At 70.2% G+C, this 14,747-nt stretch carries 17 protein-coding genes; 13 read left to right on the top strand and 4 right to left on the bottom strand.

Going from position 1 to position 14,747, the window contains the following annotated elements:
* Window positions 1-80 precede the first annotated feature (80 nt).
* Genes folP through SM418_RS23595 form a run of 5 tightly spaced genes read left to right on the top strand, consistent with a single transcriptional unit; the run spans window position 81 to window position 2,887 of the window.
* The gene (gene folP / locus SM418_RS23575; protein WP_371943317.1) at window positions 81-1,004 is read left to right on the top strand and encodes a dihydropteroate synthase; all 924 of its coding nucleotides are present in this window, start codon (window positions 81-83) and stop codon (window positions 1,002-1,004) included.
* Entirely contained in the window at window positions 1,001-1,438 is a 438-nt protein-coding gene (locus tag SM418_RS23580; protein WP_371943318.1) for a nuclear transport factor 2 family protein, read from the top strand. Before folP ends, SM418_RS23580 begins: the two co-directional genes overlap by 4 nt.
* Complete coding sequence (folB, locus tag SM418_RS23585) at window positions 1,435-1,800, top strand: dihydroneopterin aldolase (RefSeq protein WP_371943320.1); 366 nt, start codon at window positions 1,435-1,437, stop codon at window positions 1,798-1,800. Before SM418_RS23580 ends, folB begins: the two co-directional genes overlap by 4 nt.
* Window positions 1,797-2,384, top strand: coding sequence for a 2-amino-4-hydroxy-6-hydroxymethyldihydropteridine diphosphokinase (folK, locus tag SM418_RS23590; RefSeq protein WP_371943321.1), 588 nt, complete (start codon window positions 1,797-1,799; stop codon window positions 2,382-2,384). The genes folB and folK overlap by 4 nt, the downstream gene beginning before the upstream one ends.
* On the top strand, window positions 2,381-2,887 hold the full coding sequence (locus SM418_RS23595; RefSeq protein WP_371943322.1) for a DUF3180 domain-containing protein: 507 nt from the start codon (window positions 2,381-2,383) through the stop codon (window positions 2,885-2,887). Before folK ends, SM418_RS23595 begins: the two co-directional genes overlap by 4 nt.
* An 18-nt stretch (window positions 2,888-2,905) precedes the next feature.
* On the opposite strand, the gene SM418_RS23600 is transcribed toward SM418_RS23595, so the two are convergent.
* Window positions 2,906-3,742 carry an SDR family NAD(P)-dependent oxidoreductase gene (locus tag SM418_RS23600; RefSeq protein ID WP_371943323.1) on the bottom strand — a complete coding sequence of 279 codons (837 nt, stop codon included), beginning with the start codon at window positions 3,740-3,742 and terminating at the stop codon, window positions 2,906-2,908.
* Between the two features lie 77 nt (window positions 3,743-3,819).
* On the opposite strand from SM418_RS23600, the gene SM418_RS23605 reads away from it, so the two are divergent.
* Window positions 3,820-4,227: a winged helix-turn-helix transcriptional regulator gene (locus SM418_RS23605; RefSeq protein WP_371943324.1), complete on the top strand. Its 408-nt coding sequence runs from the start codon at window positions 3,820-3,822 to the stop codon at window positions 4,225-4,227.
* Between the two features lie 78 nt (window positions 4,228-4,305).
* Here SM418_RS23605 and SM418_RS23610 read toward each other — a convergent pair whose 3' ends face one another.
* Window positions 4,306-5,454 carry an NADH-quinone oxidoreductase subunit D gene (locus SM418_RS23610; RefSeq protein WP_371943325.1) on the bottom strand — a complete coding sequence of 383 codons (1,149 nt, stop codon included), beginning with the start codon at window positions 5,452-5,454 and terminating at the stop codon, window positions 4,306-4,308.
* A 352-nt stretch (window positions 5,455-5,806) separates the two neighbouring features.
* Between SM418_RS23610 and SM418_RS23615 the strand changes: the two genes are divergently transcribed.
* Window positions 5,807-6,187: a PH domain-containing protein gene (locus tag SM418_RS23615; protein WP_371943327.1), complete on the top strand. Its 381-nt coding sequence runs from the start codon at window positions 5,807-5,809 to the stop codon at window positions 6,185-6,187.
* Window positions 6,188-6,477: 290 nt separating this feature from the next.
* Window positions 6,478-7,746 carry a PH domain-containing protein gene (locus SM418_RS23620; protein ID WP_371943328.1) on the top strand — a complete coding sequence of 423 codons (1,269 nt, stop codon included), beginning with the start codon at window positions 6,478-6,480 and terminating at the stop codon, window positions 7,744-7,746.
* 191 nt (window positions 7,747-7,937) lie between these two features.
* On the opposite strand, the gene SM418_RS23625 is transcribed toward SM418_RS23620, so the two are convergent.
* Window positions 7,938-8,780, bottom strand: coding sequence for an alpha/beta fold hydrolase (locus SM418_RS23625; protein WP_371943329.1), 843 nt, complete (start codon window positions 8,778-8,780; stop codon window positions 7,938-7,940).
* A 187-nt stretch (window positions 8,781-8,967) separates the two neighbouring features.
* On the opposite strand from SM418_RS23625, the gene SM418_RS23630 reads away from it, so the two are divergent.
* Both SM418_RS23630 and SM418_RS23635 read left to right on the top strand, forming a co-directional pair.
* A complete protein-coding gene (locus tag SM418_RS23630) occupies window positions 8,968-9,429 on the top strand; it encodes a MarR family transcriptional regulator (protein WP_371943330.1) in 462 nt (153 codons plus the stop codon).
* Between the two features lie 298 nt (window positions 9,430-9,727).
* Entirely contained in the window at window positions 9,728-10,936 is a 1,209-nt protein-coding gene (locus tag SM418_RS23635) for a cytochrome P450 (protein WP_371943331.1), read from the top strand.
* Between the two features lie 60 nt (window positions 10,937-10,996).
* On the opposite strand, the gene SM418_RS23640 is transcribed toward SM418_RS23635, so the two are convergent.
* Entirely contained in the window at window positions 10,997-12,010 is a 1,014-nt protein-coding gene (locus tag SM418_RS23640; RefSeq protein ID WP_371943332.1) for an SAM-dependent methyltransferase, read from the bottom strand.
* Window positions 12,011-12,195: 185 nt separating this feature from the next.
* Here SM418_RS23640 and SM418_RS23645 point away from each other — a divergent pair, with 185 nt between their 5' ends.
* The 3 genes from SM418_RS23645 (at window position 12,196) to SM418_RS23655 (ending at window position 14,665) form a co-directional block, all read left to right on the top strand.
* Complete coding sequence (locus SM418_RS23645; RefSeq protein ID WP_371943333.1) at window positions 12,196-13,365, top strand: sensor histidine kinase; 1,170 nt, start codon at window positions 12,196-12,198, stop codon at window positions 13,363-13,365.
* Entirely contained in the window at window positions 13,362-14,132 is a 771-nt protein-coding gene (locus SM418_RS23650; RefSeq protein WP_371943334.1) for a response regulator, read from the top strand. The genes SM418_RS23645 and SM418_RS23650 overlap by 4 nt, the downstream gene beginning before the upstream one ends.
* Before the next feature lie 158 nt (window positions 14,133-14,290).
* On the top strand, window positions 14,291-14,665 hold the full coding sequence (locus SM418_RS23655; RefSeq protein ID WP_371943335.1) for a chaplin family protein: 375 nt from the start codon (window positions 14,291-14,293) through the stop codon (window positions 14,663-14,665).
* Window positions 14,666-14,747: the final 82 nt, after the last annotated feature.

The raw sequence follows: 14,747 nt of genomic DNA on the forward strand, positions 1-14,747 counted from the left end.
GAGGGGGGCAGGATGGGTCGGAACGGGTGGCGGAGGCGCCGCGCCGAGACCGTGACTCGCAAGGCATAGGGTTGGGTGACATGACCAATGCCGTCGTTCCGGGGCTGCCCGCGCCAGGGCGCTGCCTCGTCATGGGCGTGGTCAACGTGACTCCGGACTCGTTCTCGGATGGCGGGGCCTGGTTCGATCCCGAGAAGGCGATCCGCCATGGCCTCGACCTTGTCGCGGAGGGCGCCGACATCGTCGATGTGGGCGGCGAGTCCACGCGGCCGGGTGCGCAACGTGTGTCGCATGACGAGGAAATGCGCCGTGTGGTGCCCGTCATAGAGGCGCTCAGTGCCGAGAACGTTCCGGTCAGCGTCGACACCATGCGGGCGGAAGTCGCTGAGGCCGCCGTCAGCGTGGGGGCCCGGTTGGTGAACGATGTCAGCGGCGGTCTGGCCGATCCGGACATGCCACGGGTGGTCGCCGCCACCGGCGTCCCTTATGTGGTGATGCATTGGCGCGGCCACAGCCATGACATGCAGAGCCGAGCCGTCTACGCCGATGTCGTCGGCGAAGTGCGCGATGAACTTCTGCGGAGGGTCGACGCCGTCCTGCAGGTGGGCGTCGACCCGTCGATGATCGTGCTCGACCCTGGGCTGGGTTTCGCCAAGAGCCCGAAGGCGGGGCATAACTGGGCGCTCTTGGCCCGGCTCGACGCGCTGACCGCGACCGGCTATCCGGTGCTTGTCGGTGCGTCACGCAAGAGCTTCCTCACCAAGCTGCTGGCTGCCCCCGACGGGACGCCTCGCGCGTTCGCCGAATGTGACGACGCCACTGTGGCCACCACGTCCTTGGCCGCGGTGGCCGGGGCATGGTGCGTGCGGGTCCATCGTGTCCGTCCCAACGCGGACGCGGTGCGCGTGGCGGCCGCCATCAGCGCGGCCCGCTCGTCCGATGATGGAACCTCGGAACCGGCCGCGGCGGACGGTCGCGCCCAGCAAGGGGGACACCGCCAATGAGCCGTGCCGTGAACCGCGCCGACGTTGACGAGGTCCACACCGAGTTCTACGCCGCGTTCGAGGCCGGCGACTACGACCGGATGTCGGCGGTGTGGGCTGACGGTTCGTACGCCTCCGCCGTCTCCTGCGTGCATCCGGGCTGGACGATGCTGCGCGGACGTGACGAGGTACTGCGCTCGTGGGCGCTCATCATGGCCAACACGACCTACATCCAGTTCGTGCTGACCGATGTCGAGACAGACGTGTACGGCGATCACGCCGTGGTGACGTGCAAGGAGAACGTCCTCACCGCCGATGAGGACACCGAGACGGGGTTCCTCGCTGGAGGAAGCATCGTGGCGACGAACGTGTTCGTACGCGCCGAGGGGCAGTGGCGGCTTCTGCTCCATCACGGTTCACCCGTCCTCAACATCGTGGATGCAGAGGAAGAATGAGTCTCGACCGCATTGAACTGCGCGGCCTGCGGGCGCGGGGACGGCACGGATGCCTGCCGGCCGAGCGTGAGCTGGGCCAGGAGTTCGTGGTGGACGCCGTCCTCGGGCTCGACACCCGCCCCGCCGCCGAGGGGGACGACCTCTCGCGTACCGTCGACTATGGGACGCTCGCCGGCCGGCTGGTCGCAGTCGTCGAGGGCGAGCCCGTCAACCTCATAGAAACGCTGGCCGCCCGGCTGGCGACTATATGTCTGGAAGATAGGGCGGTGTCCGAGGTGGAGATCACCGTCCACAAGCCGAGCGCCCCCGTGCCGCATCCCTTCACGGACGTCGCCGTGAAGATCAGGAGGAGTCGCCCATGACAGCGTCCGACCGCATGCCCGACCGCACCGCCACCGGCGGCCACATGCTGGTCCAGCACCGTGTCGTGTTCTCGATCGGCAGCAACCTCGGGGACCGGTTGGACAACATCCAGGAGGCGGTCGACACGCTGTTCGACGCGCCGGGGCTGAACTTCGTGGCGTTCTCCCCGGTCTACGAGACCACGCCCTTCGCCCCGCCCGGGGAGACCATCCCCGAACAGGGCGACTTCCTCAACATCGTGCTGGTGGCCGACACGCGGCTGCCACCGGAGAACCTGCTCGAACGCGTCCTCAACATCGAGAACTCCATGCGGCGGGAACGCGAAGTCCGCTGGGGGCCGCGCACCCTGGACATCGACATCGTCATGTTCGGCGACATCTCGTCCGACGACCCCGATCTGACGCTCCCGCACCCGCGCGCGCACGAGCGCGCGTTCGTGCTCGTCCCGTGGGCCGACATAGAGCCGGACGTGCTGCTCCCCGGGCACGGCCGCGTCGGTGACCTGGCCCAGGCCGTACAGTCCGAGGGCGGCCCGTCGACCGTTCGCCGGCGGGACGATCTGTCCTTGCAGCAGCCTGCATGAAACCGTCCCGCCCCCTGTTCCTCGCCGCACTGGTGGTCGTCGTCGTGGTGGTCACCTGGGCGGTGCTGCGCTCGGCCTATGTCACGCTGCCGCCGCTGCCGTGGACGGCGGTACCGACGCTGCTGCTGCTCGCCCTCGGTGAAGGCTTCAGCGGCTGGAACGTGCTGCGCCGCATCCGCCGCAAGCCCGGCAAGGCCCGGGTGCCGGAGGCCGGAGCCAAGTCGCCGAAGCCGATCGAGCCCATGGCGGTGGCGCGGCTCGCCGCCCTCGGCAAGGCCAGCGCGCACGCCGCCGCCGTCATCGCGGGCGTGTTCGGCGGGTTCGCCGTCAACCTCGCGTCCCAGCTCGACAAGCCGACCCCCCGCCACGACTTCTTCGTCAGCGGCGCGACATTCCTGGCGGCCGTGGTCCTGGTGGCGGCCGCGTTCTTCCTGGAGTACGCGTGCCGCGTGCCCAAGGACCCGGACGAGGAGGAGCGCGACCGCCGAGCCTCCCGCGCCTAGACCGTCGAGCCTCCCGCGCTAGTGGCCGCGGCTGCGCAGCAGGTCTTCGGTGTAGGAGGCGAGACGGGCGGCGTCGCCGGGATCCAGCGTCTTCAGCGACAGATCGACGGGCTTGCCTCGGTCGGTCGCGGACAGCGGGTCCGCGGGCGGCCGGTCGATCCATTCGATGATCGGCCGGACCGAGTCGGCGACGGGCCGGGCGAAGAACCTCGCGAGCACTTTGATCGTGTTACGGACGAGCGGGTTCGGGTGGGCGTCGGCTCCGCTGCGGGTGAATCCAGGGTGGTAGAGCACGTAGCGGACGTTGCTCTCCGCCTGACCGGCGTAAGCCACGCCGAGCAGGTCGTTCGCCCGGCCGGCCTGAAGTTGGGCGCGCACCTGCCTGTATCGGCCTGTCAACTGCGGGTCGTCCCAGAAGATTTGCCCTGCGGTGTTGCCGACTCCGGCCACGTTGACGACCACAGGGTTGGGGGCGGCGTCGAGAAGGGGGCGCAGCCGGTGGCTCAGCAGGTAGCGGCTCAGGTAGTACAGAGCGAAGGTGAACTCCAGCCCGTCCGGGGTCTCCTTGCGTTTGGGGCTGATCCGGTTGGCGAACAGTGCCAGCGCGTCGATGGCCTGGTGTCGCTCGGAGACGTGGGTGACGACTCGTTCGACCTCGGTGATCGAGGACAGGTCAGCCCGCAGGAACTGAAGGTTGGGGTCCGCGGCGTGGTCCAGCAGGGCACGCCCCTTCGCCTCGCTGCTGCCGATCACGGTGACGTGGTCGCCCCTGGCCAACCGTTCCAGGGCGACCGCCCGTCCCATGCCGGCGGTACCGCCGCTGATGACGACGGTCTTGGACGGTTGGTCTCGCATGGTGTCGCTCCTTAGGGTCGAAGGCGGCGGGTCTGATCATGGACCGCCCCTGTCGGAGGACGAAAGAAGGCAGTTTCATGTCCGGTACGCACACCGGTGTTCCTTCGGTGCTGGCGCACGACCTGCCTCGGCCGGTGCCCGCGGACGAGTTGGCCGCGTGTCCGGTCGGGAGCGTGTTCCGGCGGGTGGGCGACAAGTGGAGCATGCTGCTGGTGATCCTGCTCGGGGGCCGCCCGCACCGGTACAACGAACTGCACCGCGCCATCGAGGGCATCAGCCAACGCATGCTGACCCATACCCTGCGAAATCTTGAGGCCGACGGGCTGGTACGACGTGAGGTCCACGCCACGGTGCCGCCCAGTGTCGAATACAGCCTGACCAGTCTGGGCTGCTCCCTGCTGGAACCGCTGTCAGCGCTGGCCGACTGGGCCGTGCACCACGAGGCGGAAATCAACGAGGCTCGGTCCCGACACGCGCCCGCGTGACGGCGCGATGAGAACGATGCTGGGACGAGGCCGGTCGGCCGCGAGTCAAGGCAGGTGTGGCATCAACCGCTCAGGCTGTCATTTGTCGATGTCGCCGACGACGAAGAACATCGAGCCGAGGATGGCGATCATGTCGGCGACGAGGTTGCCCGGCAGCAGCTCCGTGAGCACCTGGATGTTGTTGAAGGAAGCGGACCGCAGCTTCATACGCCACGGGGTCTTCTCCCCGCGCGACACCAGGTAGTAGCCGTTGATGCCGAGGGGGTTCTCCGTCCAGGCGTAGGTGTGGCCCTCAGGGACTTTGAGAACCTTCGGCAGCCGCTGGTTGATCGGGCCGGGCGGAAGTTCTGCGAGGCGCTCCAGGCAGGCGTCGGCGAGGTCCAGGGACGCGTGCACCTGGTCGAGGAGGCATTCGAAACGGGCCAGGCAGTCGCCCTCCGTGCGGGTGACCACACGGACGTCGAGGTCGCCGTAGGCGAGGTAGGGCTCGTCGCGGCGGAGGTCGAAGTCCACACCGGACGCCCGTGCGATGGGCCCCGACACGCCGTACTGAAGTATCTGCTCCTGAGTGAGGACGCCTACGCCTCTCGTGCGGGCGCGGAAGATCTCGTTGCCCATGATGATGTCGTCGATGTCGCCCATGCGAGAGCGGACCTCGGAGACGGCCTTCCGCGCGCGCGCCGCCCAACCGGCGGGAAGCTCGTCCTTCAGCCCGCCCACCCGGTTGAACATGTAGTGCATGCGTCCGCCGGAGATCTCCTCCATCACCCGCTGCAACGCCTCCCGCTCACGGAACGCGTAGAAGATCGGCGTGATGGCGCCGACTTCCAGCGGATACGAACCGAGGAACATCAGGTGGTTCAGGACCCGGTTCAGTTCGGCCAGGAGGGTCCTCATCCATACGGCGCGTATGGGGACCTCCATGCCGAGCATGCGTTCCACGGCGAGGACGACGCCCAGCTCGTTGGAGAACGCCGACAGCCAGTCGTGCCGGTTTGCGAGCACGATGATTTGCCGGAAGTCCCGGACCTCGAACAGCTTCTCCGCGCCCCTGTGCATGTAGCCGACGATGGGTTCGGCCGCCGAGATGCGTTCGCCGTCCAGCGTCAGCCTCAGCCGGAGCACGCCGTGCGTGGACGGGTGCTGGGGGCCGATGTTCAAGGTCATGTCCTCGGTGGCGAGCTCCTTGGCGCCCGCACCGATCCCGACGATCCGTTCGGTGCTCATGGTCGCGCCTCCGCCGCTCCGATCATCGCTTCATGGTCCCATGGCGAGCGGTACTCGTTTTCCGGTTGACTAGGGGGCAATGAACGCGAGCCAAGGCGAACCGTCGTACGAGCCCGCCGCACAACCTGGACCCCAGGGCGCGGCGCACCCGCCCGCGCCCTCTGGCCCGGGCCCAGGCGGTCAACCGCCAGGTCAGGTACCAGCACATTACCCGCCGCATCAGGCGCCGCCCGTCTATAGGGCGGACCAGGCGTTCGCGCCGGGCGGCGGCCTCCAGTGGGCGCCCATTTCCAAACGCCACGCCTTCCACAGGCTTGTCACCGCCGTCCTCTGGGCGATTCCCATCGGCGGGGTGGGCGCGTTCATCGTGTGGAGGAACGGCAGCGTGGTAGCCGCCGCGATGTGGGTCGTCGCCGTGCTTCTCGGGGCGGCCGTGACCTGGCTGGTCGCCGAACTGGATCGCAGGGCGTACGGATATGCCGAGCGCGCGGACGACCTCATCGTCACGCACGGTGTGTTCGTCAAGCGCCTCATCGTCGTTCCCTACGGGCGGATGCAGTTCGTGGACGTCACGGCAGGGCTCCTCGAACGGTGGATGGGGATCGCCACCGTACGGATGCACACCGCCGCGGCCGCTACGGACGCGACCCTTCCGGGTCTGCCCACTGCTGAGGCGGCCCTGCTGCGCGACCGTCTCGCCCAGAAGGGCGAAGAGCGGAGCATGGGGCTATGAGTGGTCCCTACGGCCCATACGGTCCGTCAGGGCAACCTGGCCCCGGCCCCTACGGCCCCCCAGGACGACCTGGTCCGGGCCCATACGGACCTCAAGGCCGTCCGGGCCCGCCCTACGGCCCGCCACAACAGCCATACGGGCCTCCAGGTCCACCTCGACCGCTTGGCCCACCGCCCGGCCCACCCCGGCCTCCGTACGGTCCATCGTACGGCTATGGCCCCCAGCCCAGCCGCCGTCCGCCGATCCGGTTCTCTGAAGGCACGCACAGGCTGCACTGGGCGACGGCACCGATGCGCGCCTTCATCTTCCTCATCATCTACTTCGTCTTGCTCGGTTTCCCGCTGTTGCTGACCCAGACGGAGGACGGCATCACGCTGGCCCTCACCCCCGAGGTGATCGTCAGGTTCATCGTCGTGTCCATCCCCATGGGGCTGATCGCGGTGGGGACGGGCCTCTGGACGTGGCTCGCACTCCGTTTCCGCATCGACAACGACGATCTCGTCGTCGAGACCGGCATCCTCCGGAAGAACAAGCGCCGGATCCCGCTCTCGCGTATTCAGGCCATCGACCTCGTCCGTCCACTGGTGACGAGGGTGTTCGCCCTAGCGGAAGTACGCGTGGAACTGGCCGGCGGTGAGCAGAGCGAGATCGCCCTCCGCTACTTGGGACGGCACTCCGCGCAGCAGTTGCGCGCCGAACTCCTCGCGCGCGCCGCCGGGCTGCCGGGCCACACACCGGAAGCGCCCGAACGGCACGTGTGGCGCGTTCCGTTCGGCGCGCTGTTCGCGTCCCTCCTCGTACGGCTGCCCGTTCTCGGGACGGTCCTGCTCTTCCTGGGCTCCCTCATCTTTCTGGTGATGTACGCGGAGGGCGGCATGCTGGCCGTCACCATCCCCGTCCTGCTCGGGCTCATCCGGGCCGTGATCGCACCCCTGGTGATGTACGCCAACTTCACGGTCGCGATGTCACCGGACGGGATCCGCCTGCGCTACGGGCTCCTGGAGACCCGCATGCAGACGCTTCCTCCGGGACGCGTCCAGGCCGTCAGCATCGTCGAACCGTTGATCTGGCGGAGCCTCGGCTGGGCTCGTATCGAGGTCACCGTTGCCGGTTACGCAGGCGAGCGCCAGGCACTCTCCTCGACCCTGCTCCCCGTCGCGCCCCGCCATGTCGCCATGCACCTCGTCTCGCAGGTCTTCCCAGGGACGCAGGTCGACGCCGTCGCCCTCGTCCCCGCGTCCTCCAAGGCCGTGGCGATCGACCGCGCGGACGGCGCCGGAACGGACGATGTGGTCTTCGTGACCCGGCACGGCTGGCCCTGCCGCCGTACCGACGTGATCGCCCACGCGCGCGCGCAGAGCGTCCGGCTCACCGTGAACCCGTTCCAACGCCTCCTCGGCCTGGCCACCGTTCACGTTGACGCGCCTCCCGGCCCGGTGCAGGTCGCCGCCACGGATCGCGACCTGGGCGAGGCCCGCGCGATCGTCGAGAGCACGGCCCGCCGGGCTCTGGCCGCCCGCCGGGCCGGCGCCGGAGACCCCACCCACTGGGCTCGCTGACCGGCTTTTCCACAGAATCTCGTTCTACTTCAACGCCTCCGCGCCCTCGCCCAGGATGGGAACCGGTCGGCCCGCCCGAGGGGGAGGGCGGGTCGACCACCCACCAAGGGAGGCGACCAGGCCATGACGAATGTCACCAGGCGGACCCGACAGCCCAACTCCATCAGCCTGGTGGGAGCGGCCGGGGTCGGTCATGCGGTTTCGGTCAGTACGTCGTGGACGCGGGCGGCGAAGGCGCGGGGGAAGGCGGTGTTGCCGTTGTGGCCGCCGGGGAACTCGGCGAGCGGCGCGTCCAGGACGGCGGCCAGTGCTTCGGCGCACTGGTGGTTCCAGGCGCGCTTCGAGTCGGCGCCGGCGGCGGGGACGATGCGCGTCCTCGCGGCGGCGGCGATGACTTCGGCAGCGCCGAGCGTGTCGCGGCGGAGTCCGGCGACGTCGTTGGTCAGGTAATACGTCATGTTGGCCTCGCGGTCCGCTGTCATGGGGACGGAGGTGACGCCCGACTCGGTCTTCATGTTGTCGGGGTCCAGGCCGGTGGCGGCGGCGACCATGGCGATTGCGGTGCGCCATCCGCCCTCACGGGTGGTGGCCTCAACGGCGGCCAGGGTGCGCTCGATCCGCGCGCGGTCGGCGGGCGGCAGCAGGCCGGGCGTGGCGGGGTCATGGGCGATGAGAACGCGGAGTTGCCCAGGGTGGGCGGCCGCCAGGTGCAGGCCATAGAGGGCGCCGAGGCTGCAACCGAGCATGAGCGCGGGCGCGTCGGTCAGATCGGCGAGCAGGTGGTGGACGTCCTCGGCGTGCGTCCGGGGCGGGACGGGAGCGCTGGGGTCCTCGACCTTCGTGCGCGAGAGCCCGCGCCGGTCGTAGGTCGCGACGGTGTAGTGCTCTCCGAGCCGCTCGACCATCGCGGCGCTGCGCCGGGCGTCGCCCTCGCCGCTCTGGCCGACGATCAGGAGCGGGCCGTCCCCGCTGACCTCGTAGTACACCTCGGCGCCGGGCACGGGGAGCAGCGCGGTCTTGGTCGTCGTCATCATGCCCTCCGGGCATCGTCGGCCTGGCCGACCAGGCGGTGGAAGCGTCCCGGCTGGTGCGGGGAGTCCATGCGGCCGCGTTGCGACACGACCCGGTTCCGCCCGCCGGGGACGCTTGGCTGGCTTCACCATAAAGCATCACAATAGATACATTCAAATAGATGCATCTGGATCGATGTAATCTGGGCGGGTGAACGGAGTCGAGTTGTTCCTGCTGGGGCGGACGCTGATGAAGATCGGCGAAGAGGCCATGCCCGCGCCGCGCGACGGAAGGACCGGCGGGACGCGTGCGGTCCTCATCGTGCTGAGCGACATCGTCGCCCACCCGGACAGCGCCGTCGGCCAGATCGCCGCCCGCACCGGACTGCCGCAGAGCCAGGTCTCCACCGCCGTCGCGCGGCTTCGGGAGACCGGATCCGTGGTGACCGCGCCCGACCCGGACGACCGGCGCCGATCGCTCGTCCGCACGGCCGCCGGCACGTCCGAGCGAGTGGCGGAAGTGCGCGCGACCCGCATCGACGCCGCACTGACGGCGACCCTCGGTGGTGGCGAGCACGTCGCGGAGGTGAAGGCCGCCCTGGACACCCTCGCCCGCCACCTCTCACCCGGCACGCACGGCACGTCCGCTTCCGCCGACGGGCCTGCCGACTAGCGCCGGACCCGGCACCGCCCCCGCTCCGGTCACACCGTCGCGCGCGGCTCCGGTCGCACCGCGTTGCGCGCGGCTCTGGTCGCACCGCCGCCGCTCTGGTCGTACCGTCGCACGCGGCTCCGGTCGCACCGTCGCGCGCGGATCGGGTCGGCGGCGCTGGTCATGGGGCCGTGTGCAGCCGTTGGTCGTGGTGTCGTGCGCGGCAGCGGTCGGGGGTTGGTCGCGGGGCTGGCAGCGGTGGTGGGTGCGGCGGGTGGTCGGCGGTTGCGTGGGGGCGTACGGCGCATATCTTCAGAACATGAGTGACGTGGTGTATGACCCCTGGTCGCCCCGGTTCGTGGCGGATCCGTATCCCGTGTTCGAGCGGTTCCGCGCGGAGCGTCCGGTGTTCTTCCACGAGGCCACCGGGCAGTGGTTGATCAGCCGGTACGAGGACGTCGACGCGCTGCTGCGGGATCGGCGGCTCGGACGGTCGTATCTGCACATCGCGAGTCACGAGGAGTTCGGGCAGCGGCCGGAGGCCGATTTCCTCAAGCCGTTCTGGGGTCTCATCCGCGCCGGGATGCTGGACGTCGAGCCGCCCGCGCACACGCGGCTGCGGCGCCTGGTGTCCAAGGCGTTCACCGCCCGGATGGTGGAGGGGCTGCGCCCGACGGTCAGGCGGCTGGCCGACGAGCTGGCCGCAGCGCTCGCCGTGAAGGGCGGCGGCGACCTGCTCGCCGAGGTCGCCGAGCCGCTGCCGGTGAACGTGATCGCCGAGATGCTCGGCGTCCCCGTCGAGGACCGGCACCTGCTCCGCCCGTGGTCGGCCGGCATCTGCGGCATGTTCGAGCTGAACCCGCCGGAGGAGGCGCAGCGCACGGCGGTCCGCGCCGCGGTCGAGTTCTCCGACTACCTGCGCGGTCTCGCGCGCACCCGGAGGGACGCGCCGCGCGACGACCTCATCACCGCGCTGGCCCAGGTCGTGGACGAGGGCGACAGGCTCACCGAGGACGAGCTGATCGGCACCTGCGTCCTGCTGCTCAACGCCGGTCACGAGGCCACGGTCAACGCGACCGGCAACGGCTGGTGGGCGCTGTTCCGCAACCCCGGTGAGCTGGAGCGACTCCGCGCCGATCCGTCGCTCGTCCCCACGGCCGTAGAGGAGCTGCTGCGGTACGACACTCCGGCGCCCATGTTCGAGCGCTGGGTCTTGGAGGACATCACGGTCGCCGGCGTCGACATCCCGAGGGGCGCGGAGGTGGCGTTGCAGTTCGCGTCCGCCAACCGGGACCCGGACGTGTTCGCCGACCCGAACCGCCTCGACCTGTCCCGCGACCCGAATCCACACATCACGTTCGGGCTCGGTGTCCACTACTGCCTGGGCGCCCCGCTCGCCCGCATCGAGCTCGCCGAGTCGTTCGGCGCGCTGTTCCGCGCGGCCCCGGACCTCCGCTTGGCCGAGGAGCCGGAGTGGAAGCCCGGCTACGTCCTGCGCGGCTTGCAAGCCCTCCACGTGGAACGCTGACCTCGTCCGACAGGCCCGTCCCCGGCCCGGTCCCGAACGCAGCGCGCCGGTGAGGCCGGGTCAGCCGGCGAGGACCGCGGGGATCGGGATGCCGACCGTCTGGGCGAGCCACCCGAAACCCCCCAGGCCGGACGGGTCGGTCAGCTCGGCGTCCTGGCCCGCACGGCACAGGCCGGCGACGTAGGCGTGGGGGTCGCGATAGGCGAGGTCCAGCGGCGGGCGGGAGCCGGACAGGCCGAGGGCGCGCAGCGCGTCGCGCTGGGTGGTGAGCAGGGTGGACGTGGCGCCGGCACGTTCACCGGCGGTGGTGCAGGCGTCCAGCGCGACATGGGCGGTGACGTCGCAGGATCCGTCCGGGACGGCGGGGACGGTGGCGCCGTCGCGGTAGCCGGTCAGCGTCCCGTACACGGGCCGGGCCTCCCTCGCGTGCGAGTAGTCGACGGCGAGCGCGAGGCCCCGGGACAGCCGCCCGATCACCGACGCCCAGGCGTTGCAGCGCGGGTGCCCGATCTCGGCGCGGTCTCCGGGGTCGCGGAGCGGCCACCAGCGCTCCAGCCAGGCGAGGTCCTCGGCGGACGGCGCCGGGCCGGGGCGCTCGCTGCCGGTGGAGGGGTCGACGAGCACGGTCCGGACGCCGTCCGGGGTGTGTTCGACCACGTCCAGCGGCACGTTGTCGAGCCACTCGTTCGCGACGGCGAGGCCGGTGATGCGGCGGGGCAGGTCCGGCCGCCAGACGATCTGGGACGGGACCTCGGCGGGACGGGGGGCGATCTCCACCGCCGTCGGGACGAGCCGGGACGCCAGGTCGGGCGGCGCGCAGGCCAGGATGTTGCCCAGCAGGCGCCCGGACCCGGCGCCGATGTCAACGACGTCCAGCCGGTCGGGACGGCCGAGGAGGGTGTCGACCTCGGTGAGCAGGCGGACGATGGCGGCGGCGAACCGGGACGAGGCGTGCACCGAGGTGCGGAAGTGCTCGGCCGGACGCTCCCCGCGCCGGTAGAAGCCGTCCTCCCCGTACAGCGCCCGCTCCATTGCCGCGCGCCATGTCAGCCATTCGGAAACCAACGCCGCCACGCCTGTGACGTTACCGCGACCAGCCCCGTCCACGGCCTCATCCGCCCCGCCGCCGTCCCCCGTGGCGTCGCGGTGGCGGGGCGCTACACGACTGCCGGGCTGGACGGAGGGGCCATCCTTGGGGTGGACGTGGGTCCGACCTGTGGCTGATCCGTGGCTGAGCTGCGTGTCCGTACCCTGTCGGCATGGCGGCGAGCATGTGGGAGTGGCTGCGGCGTAGGAAGCTGCTGGTCGACGCGTTCTTTGCGGCACCGATCCTGTTGCTCTCCGTGCCCTCGATGCTGGGCGAGACGTACGGGCTGGGCGCGCGCTTGTACGCGTTGCTGACGGTCCTGCTCGTCGGTCCGCTCGTCCTGCGCCGGACGTTCCCGCGCACGGTGTTCGCCGTGGTCGCGCTGGTCTCGTTCGTTCAGTGCCTGGCGGGTGCGGAACCCGTCCAGGCGAACGTCGCCGTCCTCATCGGGCTTTACACGGTCACGGCCGGCTGTTCGTTCCGCTGGGGGCTCGCGGCGGCGTTCGTCGCCGAGATCGGCGCGGGAACGGCGACCTTGCGGTACCCGACCGGCACCGATGACCGCAAGTACATGTTCCTCATGCTGACGGTACTCGTGGGGGGCGTGTACGTGCTCGGCCTGCACATGCGCACGCGTCGCGCCTACCTGCGTTCGCTGGAGGAGCGGGCGGAGCGCCTGGAACGCGAACGCGACAACGAGGTCAAGGTGGCCATGGCCGCCGAACGAGCACGTATCGCCCGCGAGCTGCACGATGTCGTGGCGCACAACGTCAGCGTGATCGTGGTGCAGGCCGACGGCGCGTCCTACGCGATCGACACCGATGTGGGACGGGCCAGGCAGGCGCTCGACACGATCTCCTCGACGGGACGGCTGGCGCTGGCGGAGATGCGCAGGCTCCTCGGCGTCCTGCGCGAGGACGACGACGCGGGGGCGTTCGCGCCGCAGCCGGGGGTGGCCGAGATCGACGACCTGGTGGAACAGGTCCGCGCGTCCGGGCTGGCGGTGACGTGCGAGGTGGCCGGGACGCCGGCGGCCATGTCGGAGGGACGCCAGCTCACCGTCTTCCGGATCGTCCAGGAGGCACTGACCAACACGCTCAAACACGGGGGCCCGCGGGTGAGGGTGTCGGTCCGGCTGCGCTACGCGGACGACGCGCTGGAGATCCTGGTGGAGGACGACGGGCGCGGCGCGGCGGCGTTCGACGACGGCCGGGGCCACGGCCTCGCCGGAATGCGGGAACGGGTCGCGGTGTACGGGGGCGACGTCCGTGCCGCGCCGCGTCCCGGCGGGGGGTTCGAGGTGGTCGCGCGGATCCCGGTGCGCGAGGAGGTCGCGGCATGACGGAGGTTCCGGACGCGGCGAAGGTTCCGGACGCGGCGGACAGCACAGACGTGGCGAAGGGCGGTGACGCGGTGGAGGGCGGTGACGCGGTGGAGCCCATCCGGGTGGTGCTCGTGGACGATCAGGAGTTGGTGCGGGCCGGGTTCAGGATGGTGCTGGACGCGCAGCCCGACATCGAGGTGGTGGGCGAGGCGGGCGACGGCGTCCAGGCGCTGGAACTGCTGCGCGGCACGCGGGCCGACGTCGTCCTCATGGACGTGCGGATGCCGCGGATGGACGGGATCGAGGCGACGCGGCTGGTGGTGGCGCGGTCCGGGCCGAAGGTCGTCATCCTGACCACGTTCGACCTGGACGAGTACGCGTTCGCGGCGATCAAGGCGGGGGCCGGCGGGTTCCTGCTGAAGGACGCCGGGCCGGCGCAGCTCATCGAGGCGATCAAGGCGGTCCACTCGGGGGACGCGGTGGTGGCGCCGAGCACGACGAAGCGCCTGCTGGACAGGTTCGCGGTACACCTGCCGGACGTGCGGGAGAAGGCGGTCGGCGCCGTCGAGAGCCTGACCGAGCGGGAGGGCGAGGTGCTGCGGCTCGTCGCTCGCGGCATGTCGAACGCGGAGATAGCCGGACGGCTCTTCGTCTCCGAGGCGACGGTCAAGACGCATATGGGACGGATTCTCATGAAGCTCGGCCTTCGTGACCGGGTGCAGGCGGTCGTGTTCGCCTACGAGACAGGCCTGGTCAGAAGTGGCCGAAGCGGTAGCTCTCCGTAACGGCTTGGTCCTCCGTGGTGACCTTTTGACTTCATCGTGATGCTCGCCATTGTCCTGCCTAGGAGTAGCTGGGTAACTACCGTACGTGACGCCGTCTTCGCGGATGACGTCGGAAAAGACAGATCGGGCCTGCTAAGCCCACGTACGGGAGGATTCTCGTGTTCAAGAAGCTTGCCGCCACCGGCATCCTCGGCTTCGCCGTCGCCGGCTCCGCCTTGGCAGCGACGCCCGCCTACGCCTCCGCCTACGGCAACGGCTGGGACCACCACGACAAGGGTCACCACCAGGACAAGGGCCACCACGACGACAAGGGCCACCACCACGGCAAGGGCCACCACCACGGCAAGGGCCACCACCACGGCCACGGCGGTGGGATCGGCTCCAACAACCAGACCAGCGGCAACTTCGGGGTGCTGAACGGCAACCAGGTGATCATTCCGATCTCCACCGCGATCGACGTCTGCGGCAACAACGTCCTGACCTTCGGCATTCAGAGCGCGTCCTGCAAGGGCGGCGCGTCCGTCAACGGCTGATCCTCACTGATCTTCATGGCGGGCCCCTCACGCCCGTCACCGCAGCGCCGGAGACCGTCCTGGTCTCCGGCGTTTCGGCGTT

Source organism: Actinomadura chokoriensis, from assembly GCF_041463665.1.
GTDB classification, from domain to species: Bacteria; Actinomycetota; Actinomycetes; order Streptosporangiales; family Streptosporangiaceae; genus Spirillospora; species Spirillospora chokoriensis_A.

Excerpts from the sequence above, each read along its gene's own strand:
- folP (WP_371943317.1), top strand. The coding sequence starts at position 81 with ATGACCAATGCCGTCGTTCCGGGGCTGCCCGCGCCAGGGCGCTGCCTC.
- SM418_RS23580 (WP_371943318.1), top strand. The coding sequence starts at position 1,001 with ATGAGCCGTGCCGTGAACCGCGCCGACGTTGACGAGGTCCACACCGAG.
- folB (WP_371943320.1), top strand. The coding sequence starts at position 1,435 with ATGAGTCTCGACCGCATTGAACTGCGCGGCCTGCGGGCGCGGGGACGG.
- folK (WP_371943321.1), top strand. The coding sequence starts at position 1,797 with ATGACAGCGTCCGACCGCATGCCCGACCGCACCGCCACCGGCGGCCAC.
- SM418_RS23595 (WP_371943322.1), top strand. The coding sequence starts at position 2,381 with ATGAAACCGTCCCGCCCCCTGTTCCTCGCCGCACTGGTGGTCGTCGTC.
- SM418_RS23600 (WP_371943323.1), bottom strand. The coding sequence starts at position 3,742 with ATGCGAGACCAACCGTCCAAGACCGTCGTCATCAGCGGCGGTACCGCC.
- SM418_RS23605 (WP_371943324.1), top strand. The coding sequence starts at position 3,820 with ATGTCCGGTACGCACACCGGTGTTCCTTCGGTGCTGGCGCACGACCTG.
- SM418_RS23610 (WP_371943325.1), bottom strand. The coding sequence starts at position 5,454 with ATGAGCACCGAACGGATCGTCGGGATCGGTGCGGGCGCCAAGGAGCTC.
- SM418_RS23620 (WP_371943328.1), top strand. The coding sequence starts at position 6,478 with ATGCGCGCCTTCATCTTCCTCATCATCTACTTCGTCTTGCTCGGTTTC.
- SM418_RS23625 (WP_371943329.1), bottom strand. The coding sequence starts at position 8,780 with ATGATGACGACGACCAAGACCGCGCTGCTCCCCGTGCCCGGCGCCGAG.
- SM418_RS23635 (WP_371943331.1), top strand. The coding sequence starts at position 9,728 with ATGAGTGACGTGGTGTATGACCCCTGGTCGCCCCGGTTCGTGGCGGAT.
- SM418_RS23645 (WP_371943333.1), top strand. The coding sequence starts at position 12,196 with ATGGCGGCGAGCATGTGGGAGTGGCTGCGGCGTAGGAAGCTGCTGGTC.
- SM418_RS23650 (WP_371943334.1), top strand. The coding sequence starts at position 13,362 with ATGACGGAGGTTCCGGACGCGGCGAAGGTTCCGGACGCGGCGGACAGC.